Source organism: Lysobacter soli, from assembly GCF_003382285.1.
Classification (GTDB): Bacteria; Pseudomonadota; Gammaproteobacteria; order Xanthomonadales; family Xanthomonadaceae; genus Lysobacter_J; species Lysobacter_J soli.
In genome coordinates this window covers 110,600-127,330 of record NZ_QTJR01000006.1, presented here as the reverse complement: position 1 = coordinate 127,330, position 16,731 = coordinate 110,600, and the positions used below count along the sequence as shown (strand labels likewise).

Genomic DNA, 16,731 nt, shown 5'->3' with positions numbered 1-16,731 from the left:
CACAGTCCGGACACTTTCGGACATGCGGGGTAGGGGATGCGTACGCTGGTTCTGGCGCTTTCGGGCGCGCTGGTCGCGATGTCTGGCCACGCGATGGCCGCACAGGTCACGGTGCTGAGCGCCGCGCGCATCCACACGATGGAAACCGCGCAGCCGAAGGTACAGGCGCTGGCGTACGACGAGACGGGCCGCATTCTTGCGCTCGGTTCCACCGCCGAGCTGCTCAAGCGTTATCCGAAGGCCGAGCGCATCGACGCCGGGCAGACGACCGTGATTCCAGGCCTGATCGACGCGCACGCGCACGTGTCGGGGCTGGGCATGACGATGCTCAGCGCCGACCTGGTGGATGCCGCGAGCAAGCAGGAAGTGGTGCAACGGCTTCAGGCGTTCGAAAAGCAGCTGCCTGCCGGCGCGTGGCTGATCGGCCGCGGCTGGGACCAGAACGACTGGCCGGACAAGACCTTCCCGACCGCCGCCGACCTCGACGCCGCGTTCCCCGACCGCCCGGTCTGGCTCGAACGCATCGACGGCCACGCCGGCTGGGCGAACAGCGCCGCGATGCGTGCGGTGAAGCGCGATCTGTCCGGCGACTGGCAGCCCGATGGCGGCCGCATCGTGCGCGACGCGCGCAGGCAGCCGACCGGCGTGTTCGTCGATGCGGCCTCGGCGCTGGTCGACGAAGCCCGACCGCCGCTGGACGAGGCAACCGCCGAGCGCGCGCTGTCGCTCGGCATGCAATCGGCGGTGGAGCATGGCCTGACCGGTGTGCACGACGCGGGCGTGAGCCTGGCCGAACTCAAGCGTTACCAGCGCCTGGCCGATCGCGGCGCGATGCCGCTGCGCATCACCGCGATGGCCGACGGCAACAACGAGGCGCTCGAATCGCTCTGCGCGAACGGCCTGTACACGCATCCGTCGGGCCGCCTGCAGATGCGCACGCTGAAGCTCTACGCCGACGGCGCGCTCGGCAGCCGCGGTGCGGCGATGCTGAAGGAATACAGCGACGACCACGGCAACCTCGGCATCATGGTGACCTCACCGGAGCAGATCGCCGTGGCGGTCGACAAGGCCAGGCGCTGCGGCGTGCAGGTCGCCACGCACGCCATCGGCGACCGCGGCAACCACGTCGTGCTCGAAACGTATGCGAAGGCGCTCGGAAAGGACGCGACGACCACCGATCACCGCTGGCGCATCGAACACGCGCAGGTGCTGTCGCCGACCGACCTTCCGCGCCTGGCGCAACTGCACGTGATCGCATCGATGCAGCCCACGCACGCCACCAGCGACATGCCGTGGGCGGAGGATCGCGTCGGCCCGCAGCGCATCATCGGCGCGTACGCGTGGCGCCAGCTGCGCGACAGCGGCGCGCGCCTCGCGCTGGGGTCGGACTTCCCGGTGGAATCGGTCGATCCGCGCTTCGGCCTGTACGCGGCGACGATGCGCGCCGATGCGCAGGGCCTGCCGGCCGGCGGCTGGTATCCGCAGGAGAAGCTGACGGCGTTCGAAGCGCTGCGCGGCTTCACGCTCGATGCCGCTTATGCGGGCTTCGCCGAAACGCAGGTCGGCAGCCTCGCCGTCGGCAAACGCGCGGATTTCGTCGTGCTGACGGAGGATCCGCTGGCGATCGCGCCGAACGGCCTGCGCAACCTCACCGTGCAGGCGACGTACGTGGACGGCAAGGCGGTGTACCGCGCGAAATGAGGCAGCGCGCGCCGTCGCGTTCCTCACGCAACTGAACGATCCGGCGGTGCGTGCGCGACATCGCGCGCCGCACGGCCGATAATGCGCTTCGCCCGACGCATTCACGTACGGGCCCACGGAGACCTTCCCGCAGTGTGATCCCACGACTCCTTCCGCAGAGCCTTCGACCTGCCGCCTGACGCAGGTTCGTTCTGATCGCCGCGCCCTGGCGCCGGCACGATGGAGTCATCCCGCATGCGCGCACACGTACGCGTTTCCCAGCTTTGTTTCGCCTGGCCGGACGGCACGCCGGTCTTCGATGGACTGTCCTTCACGCTCGACGCCCGTCGAACGGGCATCGTCGCGCCCAACGGCGCGGGCAAGAGCACGTTGCTCCGCCTGCTCGCCGGCGAACTGACACCTGCATCCGGGCAGGTCGATATCGCCGGCTCACTTGCTTACCTGCCGCAGGATCTCGCCTTTCCCAGTGCCTTGCGCGTCGCCGACGTGCTCGGCGTGCGCGAAGGGCTCGACGCGCTCGCGGCGATCGCGGCCGGGCGCGCGGAGCAGGCGCTGTTCGATGCGGTCGGCGACGCGTGGGATCTCAAAGAGCGCACGCGGGCAAGCCTCGCCACGTTCGGGCTGGATCGCCTCGCGCTCGACCGCACGCTCGACACGCTCAGCGGCGGCGAAGTGATGGCGCTTGGGCTCGCGGCACAGTGGTTGAAGCGGCCGGACGTCTTGCTGCTCGATGAGCCATCCAACCACTTGGATGCCGCTGCGCGGCAGCGCCTTTACCGCTTCATCGACGAATGGGACGGCTGCCTGGTCATGGCAAGCCACGACCGCGCGCTGCTGGGCTGCGTGGACCAGGTAGCCGAACTCGATCGCACGTCGCTGCGTCTGTACGGGGGCGATTTCGCGTTCTACGAAGAGGCCGTTCGCGTGCAGGCCGACGCCGCGGAGCAGGACGTGCGCAGCCTGCGACGCGCCGTGAAGCGGGAGGAACGTGAACGCCAGCAGGCGCGCGAGCGCACCGAACGTCGCGCGTCCAACGCACGTCGTGGCGCATCGGATGCGGGACTGCCACGCATCGTCGCGGGCAATCGCCAGCGCGCGGCGCAGGTTGCAGCGGGCCGCTCGGAAGACGTGCATGCGGCGCGACTGGCCGACGCGGGCCGACGCCTGGCGGTCGCGCAACGGTCGACCCGCGAGGAGCCCGACCTCGGCATCGAATTGCCGGACACGCACGTGCCGCCGGGCAGATGGCTGTTTTCCGGTCGATCGCTGCAGGTACTCCATGATGGCGTCGCCCTGTTCGCGCCCGGCGGAATCGACCTGGACATCCGCGGCCCCGAACGCATCGCCATCGCCGGCGGCAACGGCTCGGGGAAGACCACGATCGCGCGATTGCTCTGCGGCGATCTCACGCCGGGTTCGGGCGTCACCAGGCGCGGCGAAGGTCGCGTCGCGCGACTGTCGCAACGGCTCGACGCGTTCGACGCGCAGGACACCGTGATGGGCTGTTTCAGCGCGAGCACGCCCGCGCTCGACGACGTCGAACGTGCGAACCTGCTCGCACGCTGGCTTTTCCGCGGTGCCGCCATGCATCGGCCGATCGCGGCGCTTTCCGGCGGCGAGCGGCTGCGCATCAGCCTCGCGTGCACGCTGCATGCGACGCCCGCGCCGCAACTGCTCGTGCTGGACGAACCGACCAACAACCTCGATCTGCATGCGGTGCGCGAACTCGAACGCGCCCTGCGCGCGTATCGCGGTGCGCTGGTGATCATCAGCCACGACGCGGCGTTCGTCGAAGCCCTTTCGCCGACGCGGCGACTCGTACTCGAGAATGGCCGCCTGCTCGAAAGGGCGTTCGTCGATGCGTAGCGCCCTGTGTCCGATGTCACGGGTGGGACGCCACGCGGGCTGCGAGAATGGCCGTCCTTGCGAACGCACCATGGGAGGAGTGGATGAGCGGACGATGGATTCGATGGGCAGGTGCGATCCTGATGGCGCCGGCGGTGGCGAGCGCGCAGGTCGATCTGGCAACGCTTGATCGCGACATGGCCGGTCCACGCGCGCAGGTGCTGGTGCTCGGTTCGGTGCATCTGAGCGGGCTGCCGGCATCGTTCAAGCCCGCGTCCCTGGCGCCGGTGATCGACCGGCTCGCCGCATTCAAGCCGGAGATCATCACGATCGAGGCATTGCCAGGCGAGGAATGCGACATGGCCGCGCGCAACGCGGCGATCTATGGCGCCGATTACTGCGCCAGCACGGACGCGGCGAAGCAGGCGACGGGGCTCGACGTTCCCGCGGCCATCGCCGAAGTCGAGAAGACCCTCGCGCAATGGCCTGCCCAACCCACGCCCGCGCAGCGCCGCCATCTGGCCTCGCGCTTTCTTGCCGCGAACGATCGCGCGTCGGCGTATGTGCAATGGCTGCAGTTGCCCGCGGGTGAACGACGCGCGGGCGATGGCTTGGACGAGGCGCTCGTCGCGATGCTGCGCAAACTCGAAACGCGCAACGACGAGAGTTACGTGATCGGCGCGCGGCTTGCCGTCCAGCTGGGCTTGCCGCGCCTGCACGCGGTGGACAACCACACCGGCGACAACGCACGCATTGCCGACGTGCAGGCGTTCGGCAAGGCACTGCAGGCGGCCTGGGATTCGGACCGCGCCGAGCTCGACGCGGCGCTCACGCGCGAGAAGGTATCGACCGATTCGGGCGACATGCTGGCGTTGTATCGCGTGCTCAACCAGCCCGCGTCGCTGGATGCACGCGCGAAGAACAACATCGTGCCGGCGATGCGGTCGACTTCGCCCGAGCGTTATCCGCAGGTGTGGGTCGCCGGCTGGGAAACGCGCAACCTGCGTATGGTCGCCAACATCCGCGAGACGTTTCGCGAGAAGCCGGGCGCGCGCGTGCTGTCCATCGTGGGGGCCGCGCACAAGCCCTGGTTCGACACCTGGCTGGGCCAGCTGCAGGGCGTCGAGATCGTCGACGTCGGGACGGTGCTGAAGTAAGCCGTCCCGGCGCGCGCCGGAACGATGCCGCGAACGGCGCCGGGATCAGGCGCCGTTCGCTTCGGCCACCGCCACGCGGCCACGCAGCGAGTTGCTCATCGCCTCGGTGATGACGACATCGACGAACTGGCCGATCAGGCGCGCGTGGCCGGGGAAGTTCACCGAACGCATGTTCTCGGTCTTGCCGGTGAGCTCGTTCGGGTTCTTCTTCGACGGGCCTTCGACCAGCACGCTCTGCGTGGTACCGACCATCGCGTCGGAGATCGACCGCGCATGCGCGTTGATGTGCGCCTGCAGGCGCGACAGGCGCGCATGCTTTTCCTCGCTGGAAACGTTGTCTTCCAGGTCGGCCGCCGGCGTACCGGGGCGGCGCGAGTAGATGAAGGAGAACGACTGGTCGAAGCCGACGTCCTCGATCAGCTTCATCGTCTTCTCGAAATCGGCGTCGGTCTCGCCGGGGAAACCCACGATGAAGTCGGAGCTGACCGAAATGTCCGGGCGCACCGCGCGCAGCTTGCGGATCTTCTGCTTGAACTCGATGGCGGTGTAGCCGCGCTTCATCGCGCTCAGGATGCGGTCGCTGCCGGCCTGCACCGGAAGGTGCAGGTAGTTGGCGAGCTTGGGCACGTCGCGGTAGGCCTCGATCAGCGAGTCGGAGAACTCCAGCGGATGCGAGGTAGTGAAACGGATGCGGCCGACGCCTTCGATCTCGGCGATGGCGCGGATCAGCAGGCCGAGGTCGGCGACTTCGCCGTCTTCTCCGTACGGGCCGCGATACGCGTTGACGTTCTGGCCGAGCAGGTTGATCTCGCGCACGCCCTGCGAGGCGAGGTCGGCCACTTCGACCAGCACGTCCTCGAACGGACGGCTGATTTCCTCGCCGCGCGTGTAGGGCACCACGCAGAACGAGCAGTACTTGCTGCAGCCTTCCATGATCGACACGAACGCCGACGGGCCTTCGGCGCGCGGCTCGGGCAGGCGGTCGAACTTCTCGATCTCGGGGAAGGAGATGTCGACCTGCGGTAGGCCGGTGTCGCGACGGGCCTGGATGAGTTCGGGCAGCCGGTGCAGCGTCTGCGGGCCGAACACCAGGTCCACGAAGGGCGCGCGCTTCACGATCGCCTCGCCTTCCTGCGACGCCACGCAGCCGCCGACGCCGATCACGACCGGCTTGCCGCCGTTCTTCAGCGACTTCCAGCGGCCGAGCTGGCTGAAGACCTTCTCCTGCGCCTTCTCGCGGATCGAGCAGGTGTTGATCAGGATAACGTCGGCCTCTTCGGCGTTGTCGGTCAGCTCCAGGCCGTCGCTGGCGGCGAGCACGTCGGCCATCTTGGCCGAGTCGTACTCGTTCATCTGGCAACCGTGGGTCTGGATGTAGAGCTTGCGCGGCGCGGTGGCGACGGCAGCATCGGTGCCGCGCTCGGCGGCTGCCTCGAAGGGCAGGGAAGTCGTGTTGGTCTGGCTCATCTGGCTCGATCCGGGAGGGGCGGCGGTTATTCCGCGCCGGAGGGGGCGCATTCTACAGGCCGCGGTCCGGGTTCGGCCCGCAATCGCGTTCTGAGAATCAGAGGGCAGACGGAGGGCGCGCGGGCCGCGCCGACGACCCTGACGTTCGTGAAGTCCCTGAAGGCAGGCTTTGCATCGCTGGGGTTGGCCGGGCTGCTCGTGGCGGCGCCCGCGGCGTGGGCACAGTCCGGGCTGGGGCAGCCAAGCCGGCCGTCCGCGCCGGCGCAGTCGTTCGGCTTCCCGTCCGGTGCGGCGGACGATGCGCCGGCGGCGGTCGAAGCCGCGGACGCGGCCGGCGCCCTGCCGCCGATGCGCGTGGCCCGGGGCCAGGTCTACACCTACACCGAGGCCGGCGTCGTCCACTACGCCAGCCAGCGTCCGACCCCGCGCGCCGGGCTCGGGCCGGTGAGCCGGGTCACCTACACCTATATGGAGTCCTGCTACGCCTGTGCGCTCCAGCCCGGCGTGGACTTCGCGACGATCCGGCTGGACACCCGGGCCTTCAGCGCGGAAATCGCATCGGCCTCGCGCGATTTCGGCGTCGACGAGGCGGTGGTGCGGGCGATCATCCACGCCGAGTCGGCCTACAACCCGAATGCCATCTCGCGCGTCGGCGCGCAGGGGCTGATGCAGTTGATGCCCGCCACCGCCCGGCGCTTCGGCGTGGTCAACGTCTTCGATATCCGCCAGAACATCCGCGGCGGCGTGCAGTACCTGGCGTGGTTGCTGCAGCGGTTCGACGGGAACCTGGTCCTGGCCGCCGCGGGTTACAACGCCGGCGAGGGCGCGGTCGACCGCTATCGCGGCGTGCCGCCCTTCGACGAGACCCAGCGCTACGTGCAGCGGGTGGCGGTACTGGCCGAGCGATACCGGTCGGCGACCGCGATGCGGCGCTGAGCCGCCAGGGGTTCGACCGGCGGGCGGGGCAGGGATGCGGGCGCGGTCACGTTTCACGAGGCCAGCGCAATCAAGGACTTGTGAAGGGGAAGCAGACAGGACACACTCGCGGCCATGAGGGGGGGCTCACTGCTGCTGGGGATCGTCTGCCTGTTGGCCGCGGCGCCGTCCGTTGCCGGCACGCTGTACCGTTGCGACGGTCCCGATGGTTCACGCAGTTACGTGAGCAAGCGCCCGGCCGGTGCGAAGTGCACGGTCGTCAGCCACACGCCTGATGGCCCCGCGCGCAAGTCCGCCGCATCGAAGCCGATGGTTTCCACGCCCGTCGCCGCCGTCGGCGCGGTGACGTCTCCGGCTTCTTCCGTCACCGCTTCGGTGTCGGCATCCGCGCCCGCATCGACGACGCCTTCGATGATGGCGACCGTCGCTACGTCCGCGCCGATCGCACCGACGCCCGTACCCACGCCTTCGTACAACGCGCCGCGCGTCGTGCAGGGACAGGTGTACTCCTACATCAAGGATGGCGTGCGTCACTACACCAGCCGCAAGCCGCAGAACGTGGCCAGCGCCTCGGCGGTGCGCACGATCCGCTACAGCTACATCGAGACCTGCTACGCCTGCTCCATGCGGCCGGGCGTGAACTTCGGCACGGTGCGCCTCAACACCGATGCCTACCGCGACGAGATCGCCGCCGCGGCGCGCCAGCACGGCGTCGATGAGTCGATCGTGCGGGCGATCATCCATGCCGAATCGGCCTACAACCCGAACGCGCTCTCGCGCGCCGGCGCGCAGGGGCTGATGCAGTTGATGCCCGCCACGGCGCGGCGATTCGGCGTGAGCAATGCGTTCGACGCCCGCCAGAACATCCAGGGCGGCGTGCAGTACCTGGCGTGGTTGCTCAAGCGCTTCAACAACAACCTGACCCTCGCCGCCGCCGGCTACAACGCGGGCGAGGGCGCCGTCGACAAGTACAACGGCGTGCCGCCTTACAGCGAAACCCAGCGTTATGTCCAGCGCGTGGGCCAGCTGGCCGATCGTTATCGGGGCGCCACCGCCATGATGCGCTGACGTTTTTTCCCATCCCGCGCCCGGCGGGGCGTGGGGTGCGTGCGCGTCCGTCCAGCGGACGACTCGCGCAACGTGTAGCGGATTGTCGGTTCATTCATCGTTCCGTTACACTTCCCCGTCTTTTGTGCCGCGAGCTGTCGCCAGTGGCGTTGGCAGTGCGGCGTAACTTCGTTCCAGCTTTGCGGAGTGCCGGATGGCCAACCAAGGGGTCAACGATCCTGTCAACCAGGGCCGCCGTCGGTTCCTGACCGCGACCACTGCAGTGGTCGGCGCGGTCGGTGCCGGTTTCGTGGCGGTGCCCTTCATCAAGTCGTGGAATCCGAGCACGCGGGCGAAGCTCGCTGGTGCACCGGTGACCGCCGACATCTCGGCGCTGGAAGAAGGCCAGCGACTGATCATGGAATGGCGCGGCCAGCCGATCTGGATCGTCAAGCGCTCCAAGGCGATCCTCGACGCGCTGCCGACGCTGGACGCGCACCTGCGCGATCCCAAGTCCGAGAACAAGGACCAGCAGCCGGCGTACATCACCGGTGAGCTGCGTTCGATCAAGCCGGAGATTTCGGTCCTCGTCGGCCTGTGCACCCACCTGGGCTGCTCGCCGGAAATGAAGGCCGAGATCCGCCCCGAGCCGTTCGATCCGGAGTGGAAGGGCGGTTACTTCTGCCCCTGCCACAAATCGCGCTTCGACATGGCCGGTCGCGTGTTCCAGGGTGTCCCGGCGCCGATCAACCTGCTCGTGCCGCCGCATCATTACGAGAACGACACCACGATCGTCATCGGTGTCGATCCCTCGTCCAGCAGCAAGGGAGCGGCGTAAGCCATGGCGAACATTCTCACGAAGGCCGCTGGCGGCGTGATGGACTGGGTCAACGAGCGGGCCCCGGCGATGATGCCGGCGTACCGCAAGCACATGACCGAGTACTACGCGCCGAAGAACTTCAACCTCTGGTACTACTTCGGTTCGCTCGCGCTGCTGGTGCTGGTCAACCAGATCGTCACCGGCATCTTCCTGACGATGCACTTCAAGCCGTCCGCGGCCGAAGCGTTCTCGTCGGTCGAATACATCATGCGCGACGTGGAGTGGGGCTGGCTGATCCGCTACATGCACTCCACCGGCGCGTCGATGTTCTTCATCGTCGTGTACCTGCACATGTTCCGCGGCCTGATGTACGGCTCCTACCAGAAGCCGCGCGAGCTGGTGTGGATCCTGGGCATGCTGATCTACCTGGTCCTGATGGCCGAGGCCTTCATGGGCTACGTGCTGCCGTGGGGCCAGATGTCGTTCTGGGGCGCCAAGGTGATCATCTCGCTGTTCGGCGCGATCCCCGTCATCGGCAACGGCCTGACCGAATGGATCATGGGCGACTTCCTGCCGGGCGACGCCACGCTGAACCGCTTCTTCGCGCTGCACGTCATCGCGCTGCCGCTCGTCCTGCTGCTGCTGGTCGTGCTGCACCTGGGCGCGCTGCACGAAGTGGGTTCGAACAACCCCGACGGCGTCGAGATCAAGAAGGGTCCGAAGGGCAACCGCTGGGATCCGAACAAGCCGGCCGACGGCATCCCGTTCCATCCGTACTACACGGTCAAGGACCTGTTCGGCGTCGGCTTCTTCCTGATCATCTGCGCGTTCGTGATCTTCTTCGCGCCGGCCTTCGGTGGCTGGTTCCTGGAGCACGACAACTTCACCGAGGCCAACCGCCTGGTGACGCCGGAGCACATCAAGCCGGTGTGGTACTACACGCCGTACTACGCGATGCTGCGCGTCATCCCGCACAAGCTCAGCGGCGTGCTGGTGATGTTCTCGGCGATCGCGGTGCTGTTCTTCGTGCCGTGGCTGGACAAGTCGCCGGTCAAGTCGCACCGCTACCGCGGCTGGATCACCAAGGTGATGCTGGGCGTGCTGGCCATCTGCTTCCTGTGGCTGGGCAAGATCGGCGCCGGCCCGGGTACCGACCCGGTGGAGACGATCATCGGCCGCGTGCTGACGTTCCTGTACTTCGCCTTCTTCATCACCATGCCGCTCTGGACCAAGCTCGATAAAACCAAGCCGGTACCGCAACGGGTGACGATGCATGACTGAGATGACCGCTCGCGCCATCCACCGCCCCGTCCAAAAGATGCGCATCGTGAAAAAGTTCGCCACCTTTGCCGCCGGCCTGCTGGTGTCCTTCGTCGCGCTGTCGACCAACGTGTCGGCGGCCGAGGGCGGCCACCTGATGCAGTCGGGCACCGACCTGGACGACCGGACCTCGCTGCAGAACGGCGCCAAGCTGTTCATGAACTACTGCTCCGGCTGTCACTCGCTGAAGTACCTGCGCTACTCGCGCATGGCCGAGGACCTGGGCCTGACCGAAGACGAGGTGATGAACAACCTCAACTTCACCGGTGCCAAGTTCGGCGAGCAGATCCACGTCAGCATGACGCCCGAACACGCGAACCAGTGGTTCGGCAAGATGCCGCCGGACCTGAGCCTGATCGCCCGCGTCCGTGGCAGCGACTGGATCTACACCTACCTCAAGTCGTTCTACCTGGACGAATCGCGTCCGCTGGGCTGGAACAACCAGCTGTTCCCGAACGCGTCGATGCCCAACCCGCTGTGGGAGCTGCAGGGTCTGCAGCACGCGGAGTTCGGCGACGCGGACAAGGCGACCGGCGAGCGTCCGGTCCTCGGCCTGAAGGTGACCCAGCCGGGCCACCAGAACGCCGAGGAGTTCAACCGTTCGGTGCGCGACATCACCGCTTTCCTCGAGTACGCCGCCGAGCCGGCCGCCCTCAAGCGCCAGAGCCTGGGCGTCTGGGTGATCCTGTTCCTGGCGATGTTCACCCTGCTGGCCTACCTGCTCAAGACCGAGTACTGGCGGGACGTGGACAAGCACTGATCGCATGCTGTATCCCTTTGGAGCCCGTACAGGAATGTGCGGGCTCCTTGGTTTGCAGTGAGGGTGTAGCTGATCGAGGCCGTGACGACTGTCCACACGGGGTGGGCGGCGTCTAACCACCGGCGGATTCCGGTGGCCGGAGAGGTCGAATGGCGGCGAGTCCACGTATGCGCAATGCCCTGACGCTGTTTTCTTCCACCGACTGCGTGCTGTGCCATCGCGTGCGCCTGGTGCTGGCCGCGAAAGGCGTGACCTACGACCTGGTGCCGGTCGATCCGCAGAACCCGCCGGAAGACCTCGTCGACCTCAACCCGTACCACTCGGTGCCGACGCTGGTCGAGCGCGATCTGGTCCTGTACGCGGCCAGCGTGGTCAGCGAATACCTCGACGAACGTTACCCGCACCCGCCGCTGATGCCGGTGGATCCGCTTTCCCGCGCGCGTCTGCGCCTGGCGATGCTGCGTCTGGAGCACGACTGGGTGCCGCAGGTGCAGGCGATCCAGCTCGGCAACAAGGCCCAGGCCGAAGCCGGCCGGAAGCGCCTGAAGGAACTGCTGACCGCGTCGGTCCCGCTGTTCAAGGCGAGCAAGTTCTTCCTGAACCCCGAAATGAGCCTCGCCGACTGCGCGATGGCGCCGATCATCTGGCGCCTGGACGCGCTTGGCGTCCCGCTTCCCAAGGACGGCAAGGCCATCGAGGACTACGGCAACCGCATCTTCCGCAACCCGGGTTTCACCCGGAGCCTGACCGACCAGGAGCGCAAGCTGCGCGAGATGCCGGCCTGACGGCAGCCACCCGGTTGCACGCACGGACGGGCCTTCGGGCCCGTCTTCGTATCTGCGGCCGATGGCCGCCTGGAGCGGGCGCCGCGTATAACCGTCGGCGACCGCGCGGCGCTACACTCCCGGCATGAGTCAGGAAAGCAATTCGTCGATGACCAGCCACCGCCCGTACCTGTTGCGGGCGCTGTACGAGTGGATCGCCGACAACGGCATGACGCCGCATCTGCTGGTCGATGCCACGCGCCATGGCGTGCAGGTTCCCACCCACGCGGTGAAGGACGGCAAGATCGTGTTGAACATCGCCGAGCGCGCCGTCTCTCGCCTGGAAATGGCGAACGACGCGATCCGCTTCAGCGCGCGCTTCGGCGGCGTGAGCTATCCGGTAACCGTTCCCGTGCAGGCCGTGCTGGCGATCTACGCGCGCGAAACGGGGCAGGGCATGGCGCTGCCGGAAGACATCCACGCCGCGGCGGACGAAGGCGAAGTGGAAGTCGAACTTGCCGACGAGACGCCCATCAGTCCGCTCAGCGCGGTACCGAGCGAACCTGCGCCCGAGGGCGACGACGACGGGCCTCAGACGCCGACGCCAAAGCGCGGCGCGCACCTGCGCATCGTGAAGTGACGTATCGGCGCGCACGCGCCATGCGCGTGCGCCTTTGCCATTACGCCTTCCCGGTGAAGGCCGGGATCCAGGCCGGCACGCCATCAGCGGCAATGTGCAAGCGACAGGGTGCCAGGTCCGGTCGCGACGCCACCACGCACGCCGATCAATGCAATGCCGACGGCTCCCGCGTCACCGGTCCGGTGAACGCCACCAGCCGTTCGCCGCGCAGCACCAGCTTGCCGATGTGGCGGTCCTCGCCGTTGATCGAATAGTCGAAGCGGAACGTCCGTTCGAAACCGAGCCATCCGCTGTCCTGGCGATAGAAGCGCAGGCCGATCGCGTGCACGCTCTGGTCCAGCCACTGCACGCCCGCGGCGCGGCAGGCATCGCGGCCGACGGCCTCGGCGCGTTCGGCGGCCGCCCGGCTGGCGCTCCAGAATGCGAACGCCATCGCAGCGACGATCATCAAGATCAGTAGAGTCATGCCGTTACTGTGGCGACGTGCCGAGCTGCTCGCAAGGTCCGACCGCGACGCGCCCCACACGTCGCGCACCACACAATGATGGGAACCGCTGCAGGGGGCAGATCCCGCTTGAAACTCGTCTTTCCGGGTGGAGAACACCCGCAGGTCCTGCTGGGCCATGGCGTCAACCGGGTCGGTTCCGACCCCCAATCCACCATCGTCATCGACCACCCCGGCGTGCTGCCGCAGCACTGCCAGCTGCATGTCACCGCGCAGGGCGTGATGCTCGACGTCCCGGCCGGAACCGCGGTCAGCGTCAACGGCCGACAGGTGCAGGGGCTTATCGCCCTGCGCCCGGGCGACAGCGTCGGCTTCGACCAGGTGCAGGCGAAGCTCGCCGCGCTTGGTCCGCCGCCGGTGGTCTCGCGCCAGCCGGTCGCGGGTCCCGACCTCATGTCGGCCAATGACGACCCCGGCGTCACCGCCGTGCGTCCGGTGTTGCCGCGCTTCTTCCTGCGCAGCGTGTCGGCCGAACTGGGCAGCCGCAGCGATGCGCTGGTCGGCGTGCTGACGATCGGCCGCGGACCGGACTGCAACCTGCGCTTCGATACGCCGGGCCTGTCGCGCTCGCATGCGCGGCTGATCCCGACCGACACCGGCGTGCAGGTCGAGGACCTGGGCTCCAGCAACGGCACATTCCTCAACGGCAAGCGCATCCTGCGTGGCGAGGCGAAGGTCGGCGACGAACTCGCGTTCGACGTGCTGCGTTTCCGGGTCGCCGGGACGTCCGTGCAGGAGCCGGTGCAGGTCGTGCCGACGTCGATGCGCAAGGCGAAGGAAACCCCGAAGCGTTCGGCGTGGCCGTGGGTCGCGCTGGCGCTCGTGCTGGTGGCCGCCGGTGCCGCTGCGGTCGTGTTGATGCCGCTGTAAGGGACCCGACCGCCGCCGCCTCAGGCGGGCGGCGGTCCGAGCTTGAGCGACAGGTCGATCGCGCGGACGTGCTTGGTCAGTCCGCCGATCGAGATGCAATCCACGCCGTCCTCGGCGATGCCGCGCAGCGTCTGCATGTCGACGCCGCCGGACACTTCCAGCGGAATGCGTTCATCGGCCGGCAGTTCGTGCGCGATGCGGACCGCGTCGCGGCGCATCGATGCATCGAAATCGTCGATGAGGATACGGTCGCAACCTTCGTGCAGCGCTTCGCGCAGTTGCTCGATCGATTCGACTTCCACGATCAGCGGCAGCGACGGATGCATCGCGCGCGCGGCACGAATGGCGGCCGTGATCGAACCGGCTGCACGCACGTGGTTCTCCTTCAGCATCACCGCGTCGAACAGGCCGATGCGATGGTTCACGCCACCGCCGACGCGTACGGCGTACTTCTGCGCCTGGCGCAGGCCGGGAATCGTCTTGCGCGTATCGAGGATCCTGGCGGCCGTGCCGCGCACGGCCTCGACGTAGACCGCCGTCGTGGTCGCGGTGGCGGACAGCGTCTGCATGAAGTTGAGCGACGCGCGTTCGGCGCTTACCAGCGCACGCGCGCGGCCGTGGAGCGTCGCCAGTACCGTGCCGGCCTTCACGCGGTCGCCTTCGGACACGCGCCAGTCGATGCGCACGTGCGGATCGAGCGCGCGATGGCAGGCATCGAACCACGGCCGCCCACAGATCACGGCGTCTTCCTTGCACAGCAGGTACGCATCGTCGGCGACGTCGGGCAACAGGGCGGAGGTGACGTCGCCGCTGCCCAGGTCTTCGGCCAGCGCCAGCGCGACGTCGTGCGCGACGACCTCGGCCGGCGGCGGGGCGAACGTGCTCATGCCCCCGGGAAGGCCGGGATCTGCGAGGTCGCGATCGCTTCTTCGGCCAGAAGCACCGGAATGCCGTCGTCGACGCGGTAGACGGTCTTGCGATCGCGCGTGACCAGGGCCTCGTGCAGCGTCTCGATCTGCGCGCTGCCGTCGGCGCGCTGCAACCCGCCCCCCTCGATCGCGGCGTTCAGCGCCGTGAGTCCCCGGCTGTCCAGCAGTTGCAGCGGCTGGCGCGAGGTGGGGCAGACGAGCAGGTCGAGCAGCTTGCGGTCCATGGAGTCGGTGCCGGGGGAATCGAACAGGGGGTTAGAATACGTCTTTGCACAGGGCCTTAGGACCATGCCAGGAGAACCCACGCCGCTGGTCGGCATCGTGATGGGCTCGCGCTCCGACTGGGAGACGATGCAGCATGCCGCGGCGAAGCTGGAGGCGCTGGGCGTCCCGCACGAAGTCCGCGTGGTGTCGGCGCATCGCACGCCCGACGTCCTTTTCGACTACGCGGCCACGGCGAAAGCCCGCGGCCTGCGCGCGATCATCGCCGGCGCCGGCGGCGCGGCGCACCTGCCCGGCATGCTGGCCTCGAAGACCGCGGTGCCGGTGCTCGGCGTTCCGGTGCAGAGCAAGGCGCTCAACGGCATGGATTCGCTGCTGTCGATCGTGCAGATGCCGGCGGGCATTCCGGTGGCGACCTTCGCCATCGGCAACGCCGGCGCGGCCAATGCGGCGCTGTTCGCCGCGGCGCTGCTCGCCAACGACCAGCCGGCGATCGGCGATGCGCTCGACGCCTTCCGCACCCGCCAGACCGACGATGTGCTGGCCAACGACGATCCCCGGAAGTGACGGCGCAGATGACCACCGTGGGCATCCTCGGCGGCGGCCAGCTCGCCCGCATGCTCGCGCTCTCGGGCGCGCCGCTCGGCTTGCGCTTCCTGGTGATGGACAACGTCGCCGACGCCTGCGCCGGCCAGTTCGCGCCGATGGTCGTGGGCGATTACCGCGATGAGGCCACGCTGTCCGAGTTCGCGTCGCGGGTGGACGTAGCGACGTTCGATTTCGAGAACGTGCCGGCCGAGTCGGCGCAGTGGCTGAGCGAACGCGTGCCGGTCTTCCCGAATCCCGGCGCGCTGGCGACCGCACAGGATCGTCTGGCCGAGAAGACGTTGTTCCGCGAACTCGGCATTCCCGTGCCCCCGTTCGCGCCCATCGACACGCGCGAGCAGCTCGATGCCGCGCTGGCCGACATCGGCACGCCCTGCATCCTCAAGACGCGCCGCCTCGGGTACGACGGCAAGGGCCAGTTCCGCATCAAGTCGCCGGCCGATGCCGATGCCGCGTGGGAGGCGCTCGGCGCGCAGGCGCCGAAGGTCGGGCTGATCCTGGAAGGCTTCGTGCACTTCCAGCGCGAGCTGTCGGTGGTCGCCGTGCGCGGCCGCGATGGCGAATTCCGCGCCTGGCCGCTCACCGAAAACTGGCACGTCGACGGCGTGCTGTCGGCGAGCCTCGCGCCCGCGCGCGTGGACACCGCGCTGGGCGAGATCGCCTACGACTACGCGCGTCGCCTGGCCGAGGCGATGGATTACGTCGGCGTGTTCGCGCTGGAACTGTTCTGCCGCGATGGCGAACTGCTCGCGAACGAACTCGCCCCGCGCGTGCACAACTCCGGCCACTGGACGATCGAAGGCAGCGAGACCAGCCAGTTCCAGAACCACCTGCGCGCGGTGCTCGGCCTGCCGCTGGGCGACACGCGCATGGTTGGCCTTGCGTGCATGCTCAACTGGATCGGCGAAATGCCCGATGCGCTGCCGATGCTGCGCGAGCCGGGCGGCCACTGGCACGACTACGGCAAGCTGCCGCGTGCGGGCCGCAAGGTCGGCCATGCGACGCTGCGAGCCGACGATGCGAACGCGCTGGCGATGTCGCTGGAACGCGTCGGCCTCGCGCTCGGACGCGAGGCGCAGGTGGCGCCGGTGGTCGAAGCGCTGCGCTGAAGCAACGCAGCCGAATACGACGCCACAACAAAA

Annotated in this window: 17 protein-coding genes; 13 read left to right on the top strand and 4 right to left on the bottom strand. The window is 68.2% G+C overall.

Features of this window, described 5'->3' with window-relative positions:
- Positions 1-36 precede the first annotated feature (36 nt).
- The 3 genes from DX912_RS10500 to DX912_RS10490 all read left to right on the top strand — a co-directional run bounded on the left by DX912_RS10500 (position 37) and on the right by DX912_RS10490 (position 4,703).
- Positions 37-1,701 (top strand): amidohydrolase, encoded by a 1,665-nt coding sequence (locus DX912_RS10500; RefSeq protein ID WP_115842465.1) that lies wholly within the window; start codon positions 37-39, stop codon positions 1,699-1,701.
- Positions 1,702-1,935: 234 nt separating this feature from the next.
- On the top strand, positions 1,936-3,567 hold the full coding sequence (locus tag DX912_RS10495) for an ABC-F family ATP-binding cassette domain-containing protein (RefSeq protein ID WP_115842464.1): 1,632 nt from the start codon (positions 1,936-1,938) through the stop codon (positions 3,565-3,567).
- Between the two features lie 83 nt (positions 3,568-3,650).
- On the top strand, positions 3,651-4,703 hold the full coding sequence (locus DX912_RS10490) for a DUF5694 domain-containing protein (protein ID WP_115842463.1): 1,053 nt from the start codon (positions 3,651-3,653) through the stop codon (positions 4,701-4,703).
- A gap of 45 nt (positions 4,704-4,748) precedes the next feature.
- On the opposite strand, the gene miaB is transcribed toward DX912_RS10490, so the two are convergent.
- Complete coding sequence (miaB, locus tag DX912_RS10485; protein WP_233433566.1) at positions 4,749-6,056, bottom strand: tRNA (N6-isopentenyl adenosine(37)-C2)-methylthiotransferase MiaB; 1,308 nt, start codon at positions 6,054-6,056, stop codon at positions 4,749-4,751.
- Positions 6,057-6,317: 261 nt separating this feature from the next.
- Here miaB and DX912_RS10480 point away from each other — a divergent pair, with 261 nt between their 5' ends.
- The 7 genes from DX912_RS10480 (at position 6,318) to DX912_RS10450 (ending at position 12,457) form a co-directional block, all read left to right on the top strand.
- Positions 6,318-7,106: a lytic transglycosylase domain-containing protein gene (locus DX912_RS10480; RefSeq protein ID WP_425477933.1), complete on the top strand. Its 789-nt coding sequence runs from the start codon at positions 6,318-6,320 to the stop codon at positions 7,104-7,106.
- A gap of 114 nt (positions 7,107-7,220) precedes the next feature.
- Positions 7,221-8,174 (top strand): lytic transglycosylase domain-containing protein, encoded by a 954-nt coding sequence (locus tag DX912_RS10475; RefSeq protein WP_115842461.1) that lies wholly within the window; start codon positions 7,221-7,223, stop codon positions 8,172-8,174.
- 193 nt (positions 8,175-8,367) lie between these two features.
- Positions 8,368-8,991, top strand: coding sequence for a ubiquinol-cytochrome c reductase iron-sulfur subunit (gene petA, locus DX912_RS10470; RefSeq protein WP_115842460.1), 624 nt, complete (start codon positions 8,368-8,370; stop codon positions 8,989-8,991).
- Between the two features lie 3 nt (positions 8,992-8,994).
- On the top strand, positions 8,995-10,254 hold the full coding sequence (locus DX912_RS10465; protein ID WP_115842459.1) for a cytochrome b: 1,260 nt from the start codon (positions 8,995-8,997) through the stop codon (positions 10,252-10,254).
- Positions 10,255-10,291: 37 nt separating this feature from the next.
- Positions 10,292-11,053, top strand: coding sequence for a cytochrome c1 (locus DX912_RS10460; RefSeq protein ID WP_115842458.1), 762 nt, complete (start codon positions 10,292-10,294; stop codon positions 11,051-11,053).
- A gap of 149 nt (positions 11,054-11,202) precedes the next feature.
- Complete coding sequence (locus tag DX912_RS10455; RefSeq protein ID WP_115842457.1) at positions 11,203-11,838, top strand: glutathione S-transferase N-terminal domain-containing protein; 636 nt, start codon at positions 11,203-11,205, stop codon at positions 11,836-11,838.
- Positions 11,839-11,986: 148 nt separating this feature from the next.
- Complete coding sequence (locus tag DX912_RS10450) at positions 11,987-12,457, top strand: ClpXP protease specificity-enhancing factor (RefSeq protein ID WP_115842456.1); 471 nt, start codon at positions 11,987-11,989, stop codon at positions 12,455-12,457.
- A gap of 145 nt (positions 12,458-12,602) precedes the next feature.
- Here DX912_RS10450 and DX912_RS10445 read toward each other — a convergent pair whose 3' ends face one another.
- On the bottom strand, positions 12,603-12,923 hold the full coding sequence (locus tag DX912_RS10445) for a DUF3301 domain-containing protein (RefSeq protein ID WP_115842455.1): 321 nt from the start codon (positions 12,921-12,923) through the stop codon (positions 12,603-12,605).
- 108 nt (positions 12,924-13,031) lie between these two features.
- On the opposite strand from DX912_RS10445, the gene DX912_RS10440 reads away from it, so the two are divergent.
- Positions 13,032-13,832, top strand: a complete 801-nt coding sequence (locus DX912_RS10440; protein WP_181902794.1) for an FHA domain-containing protein — start codon at positions 13,032-13,034, stop codon at positions 13,830-13,832.
- Between the two features lie 20 nt (positions 13,833-13,852).
- Here DX912_RS10440 and nadC read toward each other — a convergent pair whose 3' ends face one another.
- Positions 13,853-14,719 carry a carboxylating nicotinate-nucleotide diphosphorylase gene (nadC, locus tag DX912_RS10435; RefSeq protein WP_115842453.1) on the bottom strand — a complete coding sequence of 289 codons (867 nt, stop codon included), beginning with the start codon at positions 14,717-14,719 and terminating at the stop codon, positions 13,853-13,855.
- Positions 14,716-14,985, bottom strand: a complete 270-nt coding sequence (locus tag DX912_RS10430) for a Trm112 family protein (RefSeq protein WP_115842452.1) — start codon at positions 14,983-14,985, stop codon at positions 14,716-14,718. The genes nadC and DX912_RS10430 overlap by 4 nt, the downstream gene beginning before the upstream one ends.
- 64 nt (positions 14,986-15,049) lie before the next feature.
- Between DX912_RS10430 and purE the strand changes: the two genes are divergently transcribed.
- Together purE and DX912_RS10420 are read left to right on the top strand one after the other, a co-directional pair.
- A complete protein-coding gene (purE, locus tag DX912_RS10425; protein WP_115842451.1) occupies positions 15,050-15,550 on the top strand; it encodes a 5-(carboxyamino)imidazole ribonucleotide mutase in 501 nt (166 codons plus the stop codon).
- Between the two features lie 8 nt (positions 15,551-15,558).
- Positions 15,559-16,698 carry a 5-(carboxyamino)imidazole ribonucleotide synthase gene (locus tag DX912_RS10420; protein WP_115842450.1) on the top strand — a complete coding sequence of 380 codons (1,140 nt, stop codon included), beginning with the start codon at positions 15,559-15,561 and terminating at the stop codon, positions 16,696-16,698.
- Positions 16,699-16,731 lie beyond the last annotated feature (33 nt).

What these genes read in the sequence shown, in the direction of transcription:
- DX912_RS10445 (WP_115842455.1), bottom strand. Translation starts at nt 12,923, where the DNA reads ATGACTCTACTGATCTTGATGATCGTCGCTGCGATGGCGTTCGCATTC.
- DX912_RS10460 (WP_115842458.1), top strand. Translation starts at nt 10,292, where the DNA reads ATGCGCATCGTGAAAAAGTTCGCCACCTTTGCCGCCGGCCTGCTGGTG.
- DX912_RS10490 (WP_115842463.1), top strand. Translation starts at nt 3,651, where the DNA reads ATGAGCGGACGATGGATTCGATGGGCAGGTGCGATCCTGATGGCGCCG.
- purE (WP_115842451.1), top strand. Translation starts at nt 15,050, where the DNA reads ATGCCAGGAGAACCCACGCCGCTGGTCGGCATCGTGATGGGCTCGCGC.
- DX912_RS10500 (WP_115842465.1), top strand. Translation starts at nt 37, where the DNA reads ATGCGTACGCTGGTTCTGGCGCTTTCGGGCGCGCTGGTCGCGATGTCT.
- petA (WP_115842460.1), top strand. Translation starts at nt 8,368, where the DNA reads ATGGCCAACCAAGGGGTCAACGATCCTGTCAACCAGGGCCGCCGTCGG.
- nadC (WP_115842453.1), bottom strand. Translation starts at nt 14,719, where the DNA reads ATGAGCACGTTCGCCCCGCCGCCGGCCGAGGTCGTCGCGCACGACGTC.
- DX912_RS10430 (WP_115842452.1), bottom strand. Translation starts at nt 14,985, where the DNA reads ATGGACCGCAAGCTGCTCGACCTGCTCGTCTGCCCCACCTCGCGCCAG.
- DX912_RS10455 (WP_115842457.1), top strand. Translation starts at nt 11,203, where the DNA reads ATGGCGGCGAGTCCACGTATGCGCAATGCCCTGACGCTGTTTTCTTCC.
- DX912_RS10475 (WP_115842461.1), top strand. Translation starts at nt 7,221, where the DNA reads ATGAGGGGGGGCTCACTGCTGCTGGGGATCGTCTGCCTGTTGGCCGCG.
- miaB (WP_233433566.1), bottom strand. Translation starts at nt 6,056, where the DNA reads ATGAACGAGTACGACTCGGCCAAGATGGCCGACGTGCTCGCCGCCAGC.
- DX912_RS10495 (WP_115842464.1), top strand. Translation starts at nt 1,936, where the DNA reads ATGCGCGCACACGTACGCGTTTCCCAGCTTTGTTTCGCCTGGCCGGAC.
- DX912_RS10465 (WP_115842459.1), top strand. Translation starts at nt 8,995, where the DNA reads ATGGCGAACATTCTCACGAAGGCCGCTGGCGGCGTGATGGACTGGGTC.
- DX912_RS10420 (WP_115842450.1), top strand. Translation starts at nt 15,559, where the DNA reads ATGACCACCGTGGGCATCCTCGGCGGCGGCCAGCTCGCCCGCATGCTC.
- DX912_RS10450 (WP_115842456.1), top strand. Translation starts at nt 11,987, where the DNA reads ATGACCAGCCACCGCCCGTACCTGTTGCGGGCGCTGTACGAGTGGATC.